Origin of the sequence: Trinickia terrae (genome assembly GCF_005144415.1) — a bacterium.
GTDB classification, from domain to species: Bacteria; Pseudomonadota; Gammaproteobacteria; order Burkholderiales; family Burkholderiaceae; genus Trinickia_A; species Trinickia_A terrae.
On the sequence record NZ_SWJE01000015.1, the window covers coordinates 101,649 to 116,594 of the forward strand.

Below are 14,946 nucleotides of genomic sequence, written 5' to 3' on the forward strand. Positions count from 1 at the left end.
CGGATAGTCCATGGCACTGACAGAAAACCGCATCTTTTCGCACATGCTGGGCGGACTCGTCCGCGATTTCGGCCAGCCGGTGATGATCTGGCAGGCGGGTGCGCTGGTCGGCTCGCTGCTTGTGGCGTGGCTGCTCACGCGCGTTGTACGCCGTAAGCTCGACCTGCGTCGCCAGACGCGCTACGAAGCGCTGCGCTTCGGCGCCGAAAGTCTCAACAAGGCGCTCTTTCCGTTGCTGGGCGGCGTGCTCGTCTGGTCGGTCGAGGCGTTGCTCGACAGCTACATGTCGACTTCGCTGCTCGAGCTGGCGGTCGTGCCGCTCTTCGGCATTGCGCTGATCTACATCCTGTTCTTCGTCGGGCGGCGCGTGTTTAGCAGCGACGGCCAGACGCATGCGTGGCTGTTCGTCGCCGAAAAGCTGGTCTCGGTGCTCGTCTGGATCGGCATGGTGCTGACCGTGCTCGGCATCCAGGACGACGTGCTGCGCTGGATGGGCAGCATGCGCTTCCATATCGGTAATGCGCACGTGACGCTCCTGTCGCTCTCGACGGGCATCCTGTGGGTTTGTGTCACGCTAATCGTCGCGATGTGGCTCGGCTCGGCGCTCGAGGACCGGCTGATGAGCGCCCGCTCGATCGACGCGAACCTGAAGGTGGTGCTCGCGCGCGTCGGCCGCGCCTTGCTCGTGCTCGCGGCGGTGCTCATCAGCCTGTCGCTCGTCGGCATCGACATCACCGTGCTCGGCGTGTTCGGCGGCGCGCTCGGCGTCGGCCTCGGCTTCGGGCTGCAGAAGATCGCGAGCAATTATGTGTCGGGCTTCATCATCTTGATCGATAGGTCGCTGCGGATCGGCGACACGATCAACGTCTCGGGCCTGCAAGGCATGGTCACCGAGATCCGCACGCGCTACACGACGGTGCGCGGGCTCGACGGCATCGAAACGCTGATCCCGAACGAGAAGCTGATCACGGACGTGGTCCAGAACCACTCGTCGTTCCAGACGCGCGGCTATGCCAAGGCGGCCGTGCAGGTCGCCTATCAGTCGGATATCGAGCAGGTGCTGGTGCTGCTCGCCGAGGCGGCCAAGGGCGTCGAGCGCGTGCTGGCGGACCCGGCGCCGGCGTCCTACCTGGTCGGTTTCGGTGCGGACGGCATCAATCTCGAACTCGGTTTCTGGATCGAAGACGCGGCCAAGGGCACGGCGGGCGTGCGTTCGCAGGTGAACCGTAACATCTGGCGCCTGTTCTCCGAGCGTGGGGTGTCGATCCCGTATGCGCAGCGGGAGGTGCGGCTCATCGGCGGGGTGCCGGACACCGTCGCAAATTGGGCAAAAATGACCAATCCTGTGGAGAGCGGGGCGGAGCGCGGCCTGTGAGGCATCTGCAAGGCTGGGGGCTGGATCGCGCTGTCGCTTTTTGGCGACGTATTGACGCAGTGCGCGCCGGCAAACAAAAAAATCTCCATTTGTTACAAACACTTGGGGCTGGCGAGGTAAAATACCGTCCAGTCTCGCTTCATGCTTTCATTTTCTTGACGTCCGCCGCCCGGCGGACGTTTTTCGATCCACGGAAGAACTGTCTTGCTCAATTCCCTGTTCGATTTCCTCTCGAATGGCCTGCTCCACTTCACGTGGTGGCAAATTGTGCTGTTCGCGCTTGTCGTCACCCACATCACGATCATCGGCGTCACCGTTTATCTGCACCGGTGCCAGGCGCACCGGGCGCTCGACCTGCACCCGATCGCAAGCCATTTCTTCCGCTTCTGGCTCTGGATGACGACCGGCATGCTGACCGGCCAGTGGGCGGCGATTCACCGTAAGCACCATGCCAAGTGCGAAACCGAAGAAGATCCGCACAGCCCGCAAACGCGCGGTATCTGGAAGGTGCTGCTGGAAGGCGCCGAGCTCTATCGCGCGGAAGCGAAGAACGAGGAGACGATGCGCCGCTTCAGCCACGGCACGCCGAACGACTGGATCGAGCGTAATGTCTACACGAAGTACCCGATCCTCGGCATTAGCCTGATGATGGTGATCGATGTCGCGCTGTTCGGCATCGTCGGCCTCTCTGTGTGGGCCGTGCAGATGATCTGGATTCCGTTCTGGGCCGCCGGCGTGGTCAACGGCCTCGCGCACTTCTGGGGCTATCGCAACTTCAACTCGGCCGACGCCAGCACCAACATCTTCCCGTGGGGCATCATCATCGGCGGCGAGGAACTGCACAACAATCACCACACGTATGCGACGTCCGCGAAGCTCTCGAACAAGTGGTTCGAGTTCGATATCGGCTGGATGTACATCCGCATCTTGTCGGCGCTGAAGCTGGCGAAGGTCAAGAAGATCGCGCCTACGCCGCGTCTGACGGCCGGCAAGCTCGTGCTCGATCAGGAGACGCTGCAAGCGGTGCTGTCGAATCGCTACGAAGTGATGGCGCGCTACGGCAAGACCGTGAAGCAGGCGTATCGCCAGGAACTGGCGCGCTTGAAGGAAGTGGGCGCGCGCGAGAAATACCTGCTCATGCGTAATGCGCGCAAGTGGTTCCACAAGGACGAAGCGGGTCTCGACGAGCCGCAGAAGCGCCAGTTGCCCGAAATCTTCGCGAACAGCCAGAAGCTGCGTACATTCATCGAGTTGCGCAACGACTTGAGCGCGATCTGGGAGCGCTCCAACGCCTCGCGCGAACAACTGCTCGTGCAATTACAAGATTGGTGTCATCGGGCCGAACAAAGCGGCATCAAGGCGTTGCAGGAATTTGCGATGCGACTGAGGCGCTACGCCTGATCGCGAAATCCATTAAAATTTCGCTACGTCACAAAACCCCGCGCTGGCGGGGTTTTTCTTTTTGTCGACCCGAGTTGGGACTTACTCAAGTCCCATGCAAAGCTCTTACTCGGGTCCCATGCAGAGCCGGGCTTTCGGGTCGCGCTATATACCGGTCAGGAAGTCTGTGGGAAAGGAAAGGCTGAGGAGATCATGATGGAATCGACGATCAAACCCGTCGAGTTCGACAAGCCGCTCGTCGCCGCGGGCGCGATGGGCGCGACCTGTGGCGTTGGCCAGGCATGGGCGAAGGTGGCGCCGGCGCCTTCGGCCGAGGAGCGCATCGCGTTGAAGGCGCGGATTCGTGCCTTGCTCGAACGTGAGAAGGCGGTGCTTGTCGCGCATTATTACGTCGACCCCGAGCTTCAGGAACTCGCCGACGAAACCGGCGGCTGCGTCGCCGATTCGCTCGAGATGGCGCGCTTCGGGCGCGATCACGAGGCGCAAACGCTCGTCGTCGCGGGCGTGCGCTTCATGGGCGAGACCGCGAAGATTCTGAGCCCGAACAAACGCATCCTGATGCCGGACCTCGATGCGACTTGCTCGCTCGATCTCGGTTGTCCGGTGGACGAGTTTTCCGCCTTCTGCGACGCGCATCCCGATCGCACGGTCGTTGTCTACGCGAATACGAGCGCGGCAGTGAAGGCGCGCGCCGATTGGATGGTGACCTCGTCGATTGGCCTTGAAATCGTCGCCGAGCTGCACGCGCGCGGAGAAAAGATCCTGTGGGCCCCGGATCGCCACCTCGGCAGCTACATCCAGAAGAAAACCGGTGCGGACATGTTGCTGTGGCAGGGTTCGTGTCTCGTCCATGACGAGTTCAAGGGTATCGAGCTCGACCTGCTGCGCGCCGAATATCCGGATGCGAAGGTGCTCGTACATCCGGAGTCGCCGGAAAGCGTGGTCGCGCAAGCGGATGTCGTGGGGTCGACCTCGCAGCTGATCGACGCGGCGAAGAAGCTCGATGCGACCCATTTCATTGTCGCGACCGATCTCGGCATCCTGCACAAGATGCGGCTCGCTGCACCTGGCAAGACGTTCATCGAGGCGCCGACAGCCGGCAACAGCGCGACCTGCAAGAGCTGCGCGCATTGCCCATGGATGGCGATGAACGGTCTCGCGAATCTTGCCGACGTGCTTGAGCGCGGGCACAACGAAATCCACGTTGCCTCGGCAATTGGCGCGCGGGCGCGTCTGCCGATCGACCGGATGCTCGATTTCGCCGCATCGCGCAAGCAGCGCGTGCAGGCAAGCGGGGATCTGGCGCGCGATTCGGGGTTGTTCGCGAATGTTGGGGCCGCGTGATGGGGGCGTCCGAATTGAAGCCGGTCGAAGCGGTGTGGCCGCTTTACGAGGAAATCCGCGCGCAATACGGCGTGGCGTTCGATGCGGCGCTTGCGCGCAACGTCGCCGATGCGCTTGCCGAGGATGTCGGCAGCGGGGATCAGACGGGGCGTTTGGTGCCGGCCGGTGAAGTGCGCGATGCGCGCATCATCGTGCGCGAAGAGGCGGTGCTGTGCGGCGTGCTGTGGTTCACCGAGGTGATGCGCCAAGTGGACCCCGCGATCACGGTGCGATGGCGCTATCGCGAGGGCGACCTGATGGCGGCGGATTCGCTCGTGTGCGAAATGCGCGGCCCGGCGCGCGCGTTGCTGACCGCCGAGCGCAATGCACTGAACTTCCTGCAACTGCTATCGGGTGTGGCTAGCGCGACGCGCCGCTACGTCGATGCGGTCGCCGGCACGCGCGCACGCATCGTCGATACGCGCAAGACGCTGCCGGGGCTGCGGCTCGCGCAAAAGTACGCGGTACGCGTGGGCGGCGGTGCGAACCAGCGGCTCGCGCTGTACGACGGGATCCTGATTAAGGAAAACCATATCGCGGCGGCGGGCGGCGTCGGGCCGGCGATGGATGCGGCGCTCGCGCTCGATGCCGGCGTGCCGATCCAGATCGAAGTCGAGACGCTTGAGCAGCTCGAGGCGGCGCTGGCGCATCGGGCCGAGTCGATCCTGCTCGACAACTTGTCATTCGACGCGATGCGCGACGCCGTTCGCCTGACTGCGGGACGCGCGGTGCTCGAAGCGTCGGGCGGTGTGAATTTCGGTACCGTGCGCACGATTGCGGAGACGGGTGTCGACCGCATTTCGATCGGCGCGCTGACGAAGGACGTGCGGGCCACCGACTATTCCATGCGTATCGTCGACGAGTTGCCGCTGTAGGCGTGTTGCTTGACAAAAGAAAGGCCGTCGCTTTACGCGACGGCCTTTCTCTTTCGTGCCGCAATCGGCTACGGGTGCCTCAAACGTTCCGGTTGCGCACGTATTCCGGCGACAGCACTGTCGGCAGCGCTTTCGGCAGCGTCGCCGGCCAGTCGCGGCTGTAGTGCAGCCCGCGGCTTTCACGCCGCGACCGCGCGCTCTCGACGATCAGCGACGCCACGTCGACAAGATTGCGCAACTCGAGCAGATCGCGGCTTACCTTGAAGTTCGCGTAGTACTCGTGGATCTCGTCGCGCAGCATGGCGATGCGGTGCTTAGCGCGCGCGAGCCGTTTGTCGGTGCGCACGATGCCGACGTAGTTCCACATCAGGCGCCGCAACTCGTCCCAGTTATGCGCGACGACGACCTCTTCGTCCGGATCCGATACCCGGCTTTCGTCCCAATCGGGAAGCGGTGCGTGGGCGGCCGCGCCGAATCCTTCCTGCTCGATGGCGGCGGCAGCCGAGCGGCCGACCACGAGGCATTCGAGCAGTGAATTGCTCGCGAGCCGGTTGGCGCCGTGCAGCCCGGTGCATGAGGTCTCTCCGACCGCGTAGAGCCCGGACAGGTCGGTGCGTCCCGCGAGATCGGTGACGACGCCGCCGCACGTATAGTGCGCGGCGGGCACGACCGGGATCGGATCTTTCGTGATGTCGATGCCGAACTCGAGGCAGCGGGCGAGGATCGTCGGGAAATGCTCGCGCAGGAAGGCTTCGGGCTGATGGCTGATGTCCAGGTAGACGCAATCGATCCCGCGTTTCTTGATTTCGAAGTCGATCGCGCGGGCGACGATGTCGCGCGGCGCGAGCTCGGCTCGTTCGTCGTGGCTCGGCATGAAGCGCGTGCCGTCGGGCAGTTTCAGGAGGCCGCCTTCGCCGCGCACGGCTTCGGAAATCAAAAATGACTTCGCGTACGGGTGGAACAGGCAGGTCGGATGGAACTGGATGAACTCCATGTTCGCTACGCGGCAGCCCGCGCGCCACGCCATCGCGATGCCGTCGCCGGTCGCAGTGTCGGGGTTCGTCGTGTAGAGATAGACCTTGCCGGCGCCGCCTGTCGCCAGCACCGTATGTGGCGCCTGGATCGTGACTGTGCGGCCACTCGCCAGATCGAGGGCGTAAAGACCGTGGCAGCGCCGGCCCGGCAGGCCGAGCCGGTCCGAGGTGATGAGGTCGATCGCGTAGTGGTCTTCGAGCAGCGTGATGTTCGGATGCTGGCGCACGCGCTCGCTGAGCGTCGCGACCACGGCGTGCCCGGTCGCGTCGGCGGCGTGGATGATGCGCCGGTGACTGTGGCCGCCTTCGCGCGTCAGGTGGAAGCCGAGCTCGGCGGCATCGTCTTTGGTGAAAGGCACGCCCTGGTCAATCAGCCATTCGATCGCCGCGCGCCCATGCTCGACGATGAAGCGCGTCGCGGTCTCGTCGCACAGGCCCCCGCCGGCGACGAGCGTGTCCTGCACGTGGTTTTCGACGCTGTCGGCCGAATCGAGCACGGCGGCGATGCCGCCTTGTGCCCAGTCGCTCGCGCCCTCGGTCATTGATCGTTTGGCGATGACCGCAACACGGTGCGTGTTCGCCAGATTCAGTGCGACCGATAGACCGGCCAGCCCGCTGCCCACGATCACGACGTCGAAATTCATCTGCTGTCCCTCTGTCTTCCGTCTATTTTCGATGCAGCTGCGCACCGCGCGCAGCGATAAACGGAAGAGCATACCCCGTTGCGGGCGAGGGGTCAGGTGCAAAAGCAAAAGCCCCGCACGGAGGCGGGGCTTTCGTCGTCTTCAGGCTCGGAACCAGATTACTTGATCTTGGTTTCCTTGTACGCCACGTGCTTGCGGGCGACGGGATCGAATTTCATGATCTCCATCTTTTCCGGCATGTTGCGCTTGTTCTTCGTGGTCGTGTAGAAGTGACCCGTGCCTGCGGTCGACTCGAGCTTGATCTTGTCGCGTGCGCCTTTCGCCATGATTTACTCCTTAGGCTTCGCCGCGTGCGCGCAGATCTGCGAGCACGGAGTCGATACCGTTCTTGTCGATCAGGCGCAGGCCGGCGTTCGAAACGCGCAGACGCACCCAACGGTTTTCGCTTTCAACCCAGAAACGGCGGTTCTGCAGGTTCGGGAGAAAACGACGCTTGGTCTTGTTGTTCGCGTGGGAAACGTTGTTGCCGCTCATCGGCGCTTTCCCAGTGACTTGGCATACGCGTGCCATATGAGAGCACTCCTAATACGCTTAAATTCGGGTTCGAGCCGGAAAGGTTGCTCTTCCTGGAAGAGTCGGTCTCACGGTTGCGGCTGCCACAGCTGCAATCGAGACCCGAGCCTTCTTTCAGGAAAGGCCCTCAGTCCTTCTTTGGCTTCTGAACAGGGTTGGAAACAGAGGCAGACGGCGATTCTAGCAGAAAAAGCTCAGAAAAATCAAACTCTATTTGCATCTGGCTGACGGAGCAAGCGCAGGCGGCCCGGTGGCGGGCCTCACATCCATCCTGCCTGGGCGAACGAGAACACGGCGTCGCCGCCGACGATGATGTGGTCCATCAATTGCACATCGATCAGCGCAAGCGAGTCGCGCAGCACGCGCGTGAGCCGGCGGTCGCTCGCGCTGGGCCTGGCGGCGCCGGACGGATGATTGTGCGCGACGATCAGACCCGCTGCGTTCAGCGTCAGCGCCCGGCGGACGATTTCGCGCGGGTAGACGGCCATCCGTGTCAAAGAGCCGCGCGAGCTTTCCTCCGTATGGAGCAGCCGGTGACGCGCGTCCAGGAAGAGGCAGACGAATACCTCGTGAGGTCGCGCACCGATCAGGAGCCGCAAGTAGTCCTCCACGGCGCCAGGTGAATCGACGAGCGGCCGTTCGCGCGCCTTCTCCGCAAGCGCCCGGCGTGCCATTTCGACGACGGCCAGCAGCACCGCGATCTTTGCCGGCCCGATGCCGCGCAAGCCTTTGAAGTCGGTGGGCGTGGCGTCCAGCATGGCGCGCAGCGAGCCGAACCGCGCCAGCAGCGAGCGGGCGACGTCGAAGACGTTGTATCCAGGCAGGCCCGAACCGAGAAAAAGCGCGATGAGCTCTGTATCGGAAAGCGCGGCAGGCCCGGCGTCGAGCAGGCGCTCGCGCGGCATGTCGCGTGCGGGCCAGTCGCCCGCCCGCTGCGGGGCGTCCTTCAGATGCCCCGACGCCGAAGAGGCAGACAGGGCATCCGTGAGCGGTGAGTCCGGGCGGGCTGAGGCGAAACTTTCGGACATCGTCTGAGTACCTCCGAGTGGCGTGGGCAAAAACAGGCTAGGCGGCAAATTCAAAAAAGACCGCTTACGGGGCTGGATCGAGAAAGTGCGATCGACGCGGCTGCCGGCGAGGCTCGAGCGTTTTTCCGCGATACCTTGGCTACGCTTGTTGCATTGATGTGGCTTAGAATAGTGCGCTTGCAACGGGCGCGGTCGCGCCCGCGCGGCGCCTACAGCGCTTTTCTCTGCGTGTGCGCTCTCTCGCGCGCACCGACCGAACGAGTTATTTCATGAGCATCATCGACATCTCCGAAGTGAAACCTGGTTCGCACGTCACGCTTCACTACCGGCTTTCGCTCGCCGATGGCTCCGACGTCGTCAGCACCTTCGGCGACAAGCCGGCCACGTTGCTGCTCGGCGCTGGCCAGCTTGCGCCCCCTCTGGAAGAGATTCTCGTGGGCATGAAGACGGGGCACCATTCGACCTTTCAGCTAAAGCCGGAGCAGGCCTTCGGTCCGCGCAATCCGGACCTGATTCAGCGCGTGTCGCTCGCTACCCTGCGCGAAAACGGCATGGTCGGCGAGGAGTTCGCGCCGGGCGACCTCATCGAGTTCAACGCACCGGGCGGCGGACGCTATGCCGGCGTGCTGAAGGAAGTCGGTGAAACGTCCGCGCTGTTCGACTTCAATCACCCGCTCGCGGGTCAGGCGCTGACTTTCGAAGTCAAAATCATCGGGATTCTGTAAACATGAGCGTCACGGACACCCCCTTGGCCGAAGCGGAGATCCTGCTTGCCCAGCCGCGCGGTTTTTGCGCGGGCGTCGATCGCGCGATCGAGATCGTCGAGCGTGCGATCAAGCTGTTCGGCGCGCCGATCTATGTGCGGCACGAGATCGTCCACAACGCGTACGTCGTCGAGGACCTGCGCAAGAAGGGCGCCGTTTTCGTCGAGCAGCTCGACGAAGTGCCCGCCGGTAGCACGGTGATCTTCAGTGCGCATGGCGTGTCGAAGGCTGTGCGCGAGGAGGCGGAAGTGCGCGGCCTGAGCGTCTACGATGCGACTTGCCCGCTCGTCACCAAGGTGCACATGGAAGTCGCGAAGATGCGGCAGGAAGGCTTGGACATCGTCATGATCGGCCACAAAGGGCACCCCGAGGTCGAGGGCACGATGGGGCAGACGGCCGAAGGGATGTATCTCGTCGAAAGCATCGAGGACGTGAACGCGCTTACGCTCGCAGACCCGGAGCGCGTCGCCTTCGTCACGCAAACCACGCTTTCCGTCGACGATGCCTCCGAGATCATCGCCACGCTGAAGGCGCGCTTCCCGGCGATCCGCGAACCGAAGAAGCAGGACATTTGCTACGCGACGCAGAACCGTCAGGACGCTGTGAAGTTCATGGCGCCGCAGTGCGATGTGGTGATCGTCGTCGGCAGTCCGAACAGCTCGAATTCGAACCGGCTGCGCGAAGTCGCGGAAAAGCGTGGCATTCCCGCCTACATGGTGGATTCGCCTGACCAGATCGATCCGGCGTGGCTCGAAGGCAAGCGCCGCATTGGCGTGACGGCCGGCGCGTCGGCGCCGGAAGTGCTCGCGCAGGCGGTGATCACCCATCTGCGCGGCTTAGGTGTGCGCAATGTGCGCGCGCTGGAGGGTATCGAGGAGAGCATCGCGTTTCCACTGCCGCGCGGACTTGGCCTGCCTGCTTGATTTATTGTTAATTGCTTGATTAACAAAAAAGCGCACGCGAGTGCGCTTTTTTGTTTTTGTAAATAACAAACCGGGTTGCTATACAAATAAAGAAAGGATATTGCAACCTGGTTGCACCAAACCTAATGAGGGGTCTCAAAAAAAGGTTGCAATGCAGGAAAACCCTGGCGAATTCACAATATTGGTCGTCCCATAATTAGAGTTACAATGCGCCCGTTCTCAAGGCCCAGACGCCTTTTGACAATGGCTTTAGCAAGGCGCAGGAGACCTACTTAATGCAATTTCAGTTTGCTTACGCCGTGTCCAGCGCGGCCGCGAACGCCCGAGCGGACGCAGCCAGCGAAAGGAGCCACGGTGGGGCGAGCATCGGCGAATCGGTCGCGGCCTGGAAGCACGCGGACGATATCGCCGGCAAAAGCGGGGGGCAATCGAGGTCCGGTCTCACGCAGGGCATGGCGGCGCGAAACGCGCTTCATGCCTGCCGCGGCGAGAGCGGGGACCCGGTTCACAAGGCATCGGTCTTCCAGGCCATCCTCAAAAAGATCAAGAATAGTCAGCCGGACGTGAGCATGTACGGTCGGATCAATGTAACGAACGGGGCGCGTGCCGATGAGGCGCCGCTTCTCAGCAGAGCAGCAAACCTTGGCGGCGACGGCGTGCGTGTCGGCAAGGTGGCGGATCTCGTGCTTCACGCACGGGTGGGCCGAATCTCTTCGAAGGCGGGTCTCCCGCCGACGCGGAGGATGAGGGATGCGGGCTTCGCAGTGCACGGCCAAGGGCAGTACGAAGACCGCTTCCGCACGTCGACGCAGCTTGCCGCGGCGTTCGCGCATGAGGTGATGCGCGAGGCTGTCGGCACGATGCGGCGCGCCGTTTCTATCGATGCGCCCAAGGTGCTGGTTGCGACACCGTCGGCCCGTTTGCACAACGGAACCGTCGGCGCCGTCGCATTCGACGACAAGGGTGATTTGAAAGAAGGCGCCATTACGGTTCACGACTTCAAGGACAGCGGCATCGCGGTCCTCGAAGCCGTGGGCGCGTAGTGACGGAGCAAAACCTGACGGCACCGCACACCCGACGGTGCCGTTTTTGCATCCGCCTTTAACGAGCCGGTCTTTGCATCACAAAGGCGCGACCCGTTGGAAGACGGCTAACCCTTACCGGTCTTTTATATCAGTACCCGCAGTGCCGTTGCGATTCCGGAACTCGCCCGCCTACCCGCGGGGGAGCAACGCGAATCCAGTCGCACGGGCTAAGGAGCTTTAAATGGATATCTTCATCCAGCAGATCATCAATGGTCTGGTGCTTGGTAGTGTCTACGCCATCATCGCGCTGGGCTATACGATGGTGTACGGCATTCTGGGCATCATCAACTTCGCCCACGGCGACGTGCTGATGGTCGGCGCGATGGTGGCGCTCTCTGCGATCACCGTGTTGCAGAACCACTTCCCCGGCTTAGGCCATGTGCTGACGCTCGTCATCGGGCTGCTGATCGCGGCCGGAGTGTGCGCATGCGTCGGCTACACGATCGAAAAAGTCGCATACCGGCCGCTGCGCAAGGCGCCGCGTCTCGCTCCGCTGATCACCGCGATCGGCGTGTCGATCCTGCTGCAGACCTTCGCGATGATCATCTGGGGCCGCAACCCGCTCGCGTTCCCCCAATTGCTGCCGACCGATCCGATCAACGTGATCAAGGCGACGGAAACGACCCCGGGCGCCGTGATCTCGATGACTGAAATCATGATCATCGTGGTGGCCTTCCTGATGATGGGCGCGCTGCTCCTGCTCGTGCACAAGACCAAGCTTGGCCGCGCGATGCGCGCGATCGCCGAGAACCCGAATAACGCGAGCCTGATGGGCGTGAATCCGAACTTCGTGATCTCGGCGACGTTCATGATCGGCTCGGCGCTCGCGGCGCTGGCCGGCGTGATGATCGCCTCGGAATACGGCAACGCGCACTTCTACATGGGTTTCATCCCCGGCATGAAGGCGTTCACCGCCGCGGTGCTGGGCGGCATCGGCAACCTGGGCGGCGCGATGGTGGGCGGCGTCGTGCTCGGCTTGATCGAGCAATTGGGTGCGGGCTATATCGGCGATCTCACGGGCGGCGTGTTCGGCAGCAACTACCAGGACGTGTTCGCATTCATCGTGCTGATCGTCGTGCTGGTGTTCCGTCCTTCGGGTCTGTTGGGCGAACGTGTTGCGGATCGCGCGTAAGGGTTAAGGAGCAACGAACATGACTTCAATTCAACCGATCGAGCCGTCCACGACGCTCATCCCTGAGAAGAACGCGACGAAAACCGCGGTCGTCACCGTGCTGACCACGATCTTCGTGATCGCCGCGCCGTTCATCATCGGCGCGACCGGCGGCAACTACTGGGTCCGCGTGCTCGACTTCGCGATGCTGTACGTGATGCTCGCGCTGGGCCTGAACGTGGTGGTCGGCTTCGCCGGCCTGCTGGACCTGGGCTACATCGCGTTCTATGCAGTGGGCGCCTACACGGCCGCGCTGCTTTCCTCGCCGCACCTGTCCACGCAGTTCGCCTGGATCTCGCACCTCGCGCCGGGCGGCCTGCATGTCTCGATCTGGCTGATCGCGCCGCTCGCGATGGCGCTGGCCGCCGGCGCCGGCGTGCTGCTCGGCGCGCCGACCCTGCGTCTGCGCGGCGACTACCTCGCCATCGTGACCCTGGGCTTCGGGGAAATCGTGCGGATCTTCATGAACAACATGGACCGGCCGCTCAACATCACCAACGGGCCGCAGGGGATTACGGGCGTCGAGCCGGTTAAGGTCTTCGGCTTCAACTTCGCGCAGGCGCACACGATCTTCGGCTTCCAGTTGACGTCGGTGTACATCTACTACTACCTGTTCGTGCTCTGCGCACTGCTCGTGATCTGGACCTGTACCCGCCTGCAGCACTCGCGCATTGGCCGCGCGTGGGCTGCGATCCGCGAAGACGAAATCGCCGCCAAGGCGATGGGCATCAACACCCGTAACGTGAAGCTGCTCGCGTTCGCGATGGGCGCGTCGTTCGGCGGCTTGTCGGGCGCGATGTTCGGCTCGTTCCAGGGCTTCGTGTCGCCGGAATCGTTCACGTTCTGGGAATCGGTCGTGGTGCTCGCCTGCGTCGTGCTCGGCGGCATGGGCCACATCCCCGGCGTGATTCTCGGCGCGATGCTGCTCGCCGTGTTCCCCGAGTTCCTGCGCTCGACGATGGGTCCGCTGCAGAACGCGATCTTCGGTCATCAGATCGTCGATACCGAAGTGATCCGCCAGCTGCTTTACGGCCTGGCGATGGTGATCATCATGCTGTATCGCTCGGAAGGCCTGTGGCCGGCGCCGAAGCATGAAGACAAGATCGCGAAACTGGCTAAGCGCGCGAGCAAGAAGCCGGTGCGTGCTTAACGGACAGGAGAGATTCTAATGAGCAAAATTCGTTTGTCCGTCAAGGGCGTGAACAAACGCTTCGGCGGCCTGCAAGCGCTGTCGGAAGTGGGCCTTCAGATCGAGGAAGGCCAGATCTACGGGCTGATCGGCCCGAACGGGGCCGGCAAGACGACGTTCTTCAACGTCATCACGGGCCTCTATACGCCCGATTCGGGCGAGTTCAAGCTCGACGGCGAAGACTACAAGCCGACTGCGGTGTATCAGGTCGCGAAGGCGGGCATTGCGCGTACGTTCCAGAACATTCGCCTGTTCGGCGGCATGACCGCGCTCGAGAACGTGATGGTGGGGCGCCACGTGCGCACCAAGCACGGTCTGCTCGGCGCGGTGTTCCAGACGCCGGCCGAGCGCCAGGAAGAGCGCGAGATCAAGGAGCGCGCGCTCGAGCTGCTCGAGTACGTGGGCGTGCTGCAATACGCGGACTACACGTCGCGCAACCTCTCGTACGGCCACCAGCGCCGTCTGGAGATCGCGCGTGCGCTCGCAACCGATCCGAAGCTGCTCGCGCTCGACGAGCCGGCAGCCGGTATGAACGCGACTGAAAAGGTCGAGCTCACGAAGCTGCTCGACAAGATCCGCTCGGACGGCAAGACGATTCTGCTGATCGAGCACGACGTGAAGCTCGTGATGGGATTGTGCAACCGTATGACGGTGCTCGATTACGGCAAGGTGATCGCCGAAGGTCTGCCGCACGACGTGCAGAGGGACCCGAAGGTGATTGAGGCTTATCTGGGTGCGGGGGTCCACTGATGGCTACGGCAATGTTGAAAATCAAGGGCCTGCAGGTCAATTACGGCGGCATTCAGGCGGTCAAGGGCGTCGACATGGAAGTGCAGCAGGGCGAGCTCGTCACGCTGATCGGTGCGAACGGCGCGGGCAAGACCACGACCATGAAGGCGATCACGGGCCTGAAGCCCTACTCGGCAGGCGACATCGAGTACATGGGCCAGTCGATCAAGGGCATCCCGGCGCACGAGCTTCTGAAGCGTGGTCTCGCGATGGTCCCGGAAGGCCGCGGGATCTTCGCGCGCATGTCGATCATCGAGAACATGCAGATGGGCGCGTACCTGCGCAACGACACGGACGGCATCAAGAAGGACGTCGACCGCATGTTCGGCTTCTTCCCGCGCCTGAAGGAACGGGCGACGCAGTTCGCGGGTACGCTCTCGGGCGGCGAGCAGCAGATGCTGGCGATGGCGCGCGCGATCCTCTCCAAGCCGAAGCTGCTGTTGCTCGACGAGCCGTCGATGGGTCTCTCGCCGATCATGGTCGAGAAGATCTTCGAAGTGGTGCGCGAGATCTCGAAGGATGGCATCACGGTGCTGCTCGTCGAGCAGAACGCGCGCCTCGCGTTGCAGGCCGCGAATCGCGGTTATGTGATGGACTCGGGCATGGTGACGATGTCCGGCGACGCCAAGCAGATGCTTGACGACCCGAAGGTGCGTGCGGCGTATCTCGGCGAATAAGCGTAGTAGTCGAAAAACGCGGTGCTTGCGCGAAT

The 14,946-nt window shown here is 62.9% G+C and carries 15 protein-coding genes; 11 read left to right on the forward strand and 4 right to left on the reverse strand.

Annotated features, from left to right (window positions below; genetic code table 11):
• Positions 1–10 precede the first annotated feature (10 nt).
• The 4 genes from FAZ69_RS24975 to nadC all read left to right on the forward strand — a co-directional run bounded on the left by FAZ69_RS24975 (position 11) and on the right by nadC (position 5,034).
• Entirely contained in the window at positions 11–1,375 is a 1,365-nt protein-coding gene (locus FAZ69_RS24975; protein ID WP_136897775.1) for a mechanosensitive ion channel family protein, read from the forward strand.
• A gap of 204 nt (positions 1,376–1,579) precedes the next feature.
• Positions 1,580–2,776, forward strand: coding sequence for a DesA family fatty acid desaturase (locus tag FAZ69_RS24980; protein ID WP_136897776.1), 1,197 nt, complete (start codon positions 1,580–1,582; stop codon positions 2,774–2,776).
• A 195-nt stretch (positions 2,777–2,971) separates the two neighbouring features.
• Positions 2,972–4,120 (forward strand): quinolinate synthase NadA, encoded by a 1,149-nt coding sequence (gene nadA / locus FAZ69_RS24985; protein ID WP_136897777.1) that lies wholly within the window; start codon positions 2,972–2,974, stop codon positions 4,118–4,120.
• Positions 4,120–5,034 carry a carboxylating nicotinate-nucleotide diphosphorylase gene (gene nadC, locus FAZ69_RS24990; RefSeq protein ID WP_136897778.1) on the forward strand — a complete coding sequence of 305 codons (915 nt, stop codon included), beginning with the start codon at positions 4,120–4,122 and terminating at the stop codon, positions 5,032–5,034. Before nadA ends, nadC begins: the two co-directional genes overlap by 1 nt.
• Positions 5,035–5,113: 79 nt before the next feature.
• On the opposite strand, the gene nadB is transcribed toward nadC, so the two are convergent.
• The 4 genes from nadB to radC all read right to left on the reverse strand — a co-directional run bounded on the left by nadB (position 5,114) and on the right by radC (position 8,313).
• A complete protein-coding gene (nadB, locus tag FAZ69_RS24995) occupies positions 5,114–6,712 on the reverse strand; it encodes an L-aspartate oxidase (protein ID WP_136897779.1) in 1,599 nt (532 codons plus the stop codon).
• A 158-nt stretch (positions 6,713–6,870) separates the two neighbouring features.
• Positions 6,871–7,038, reverse strand: a complete 168-nt coding sequence (gene rpmG / locus FAZ69_RS25000) for a 50S ribosomal protein L33 (protein WP_004185395.1) — start codon at positions 7,036–7,038, stop codon at positions 6,871–6,873.
• Positions 7,039–7,048: 10 nt separating this feature from the next.
• Positions 7,049–7,282, reverse strand: a complete 234-nt coding sequence (rpmB, locus tag FAZ69_RS25005; protein WP_004186391.1) for a 50S ribosomal protein L28 — start codon at positions 7,280–7,282, stop codon at positions 7,049–7,051.
• Between the two features lie 263 nt (positions 7,283–7,545).
• A complete protein-coding gene (gene radC, locus FAZ69_RS25010; RefSeq protein WP_136897780.1) occupies positions 7,546–8,313 on the reverse strand; it encodes a RadC family protein in 768 nt (255 codons plus the stop codon).
• 269 nt (positions 8,314–8,582) lie between these two features.
• Here radC and FAZ69_RS25015 point away from each other — a divergent pair, with 269 nt between their 5' ends.
• The 7 genes from FAZ69_RS25015 to FAZ69_RS25045 all read left to right on the forward strand — a co-directional run bounded on the left by FAZ69_RS25015 (position 8,583) and on the right by FAZ69_RS25045 (position 14,911).
• Positions 8,583–9,038: an FKBP-type peptidyl-prolyl cis-trans isomerase gene (locus tag FAZ69_RS25015; protein ID WP_136897781.1), complete on the forward strand. Its 456-nt coding sequence runs from the start codon at positions 8,583–8,585 to the stop codon at positions 9,036–9,038.
• Positions 9,039–9,040: 2 nt separating this feature from the next.
• On the forward strand, positions 9,041–10,000 hold the full coding sequence (gene ispH, locus FAZ69_RS25020; protein ID WP_136897782.1) for a 4-hydroxy-3-methylbut-2-enyl diphosphate reductase: 960 nt from the start codon (positions 9,041–9,043) through the stop codon (positions 9,998–10,000).
• A 275-nt stretch (positions 10,001–10,275) separates the two neighbouring features.
• A complete protein-coding gene (locus tag FAZ69_RS25025) occupies positions 10,276–11,043 on the forward strand; it encodes a type 1 periplasmic-binding domain-containing protein (RefSeq protein WP_136897783.1) in 768 nt (255 codons plus the stop codon).
• A 223-nt stretch (positions 11,044–11,266) separates the two neighbouring features.
• Positions 11,267–12,217, forward strand: coding sequence for a branched-chain amino acid ABC transporter permease (locus FAZ69_RS25030; RefSeq protein ID WP_136897784.1), 951 nt, complete (start codon positions 11,267–11,269; stop codon positions 12,215–12,217).
• Positions 12,218–12,236: 19 nt separating this feature from the next.
• A complete protein-coding gene (locus FAZ69_RS25035; protein WP_136897785.1) occupies positions 12,237–13,406 on the forward strand; it encodes an ABC transporter permease subunit in 1,170 nt (389 codons plus the stop codon).
• A gap of 18 nt (positions 13,407–13,424) precedes the next feature.
• On the forward strand, positions 13,425–14,195 hold the full coding sequence (locus FAZ69_RS25040; RefSeq protein ID WP_136897786.1) for an ABC transporter ATP-binding protein: 771 nt from the start codon (positions 13,425–13,427) through the stop codon (positions 14,193–14,195).
• On the forward strand, positions 14,195–14,911 hold the full coding sequence (locus tag FAZ69_RS25045) for an ABC transporter ATP-binding protein (RefSeq protein WP_136897787.1): 717 nt from the start codon (positions 14,195–14,197) through the stop codon (positions 14,909–14,911). The genes FAZ69_RS25040 and FAZ69_RS25045 overlap by 1 nt, the downstream gene beginning before the upstream one ends.
• Positions 14,912–14,946: the final 35 nt, after the last annotated feature.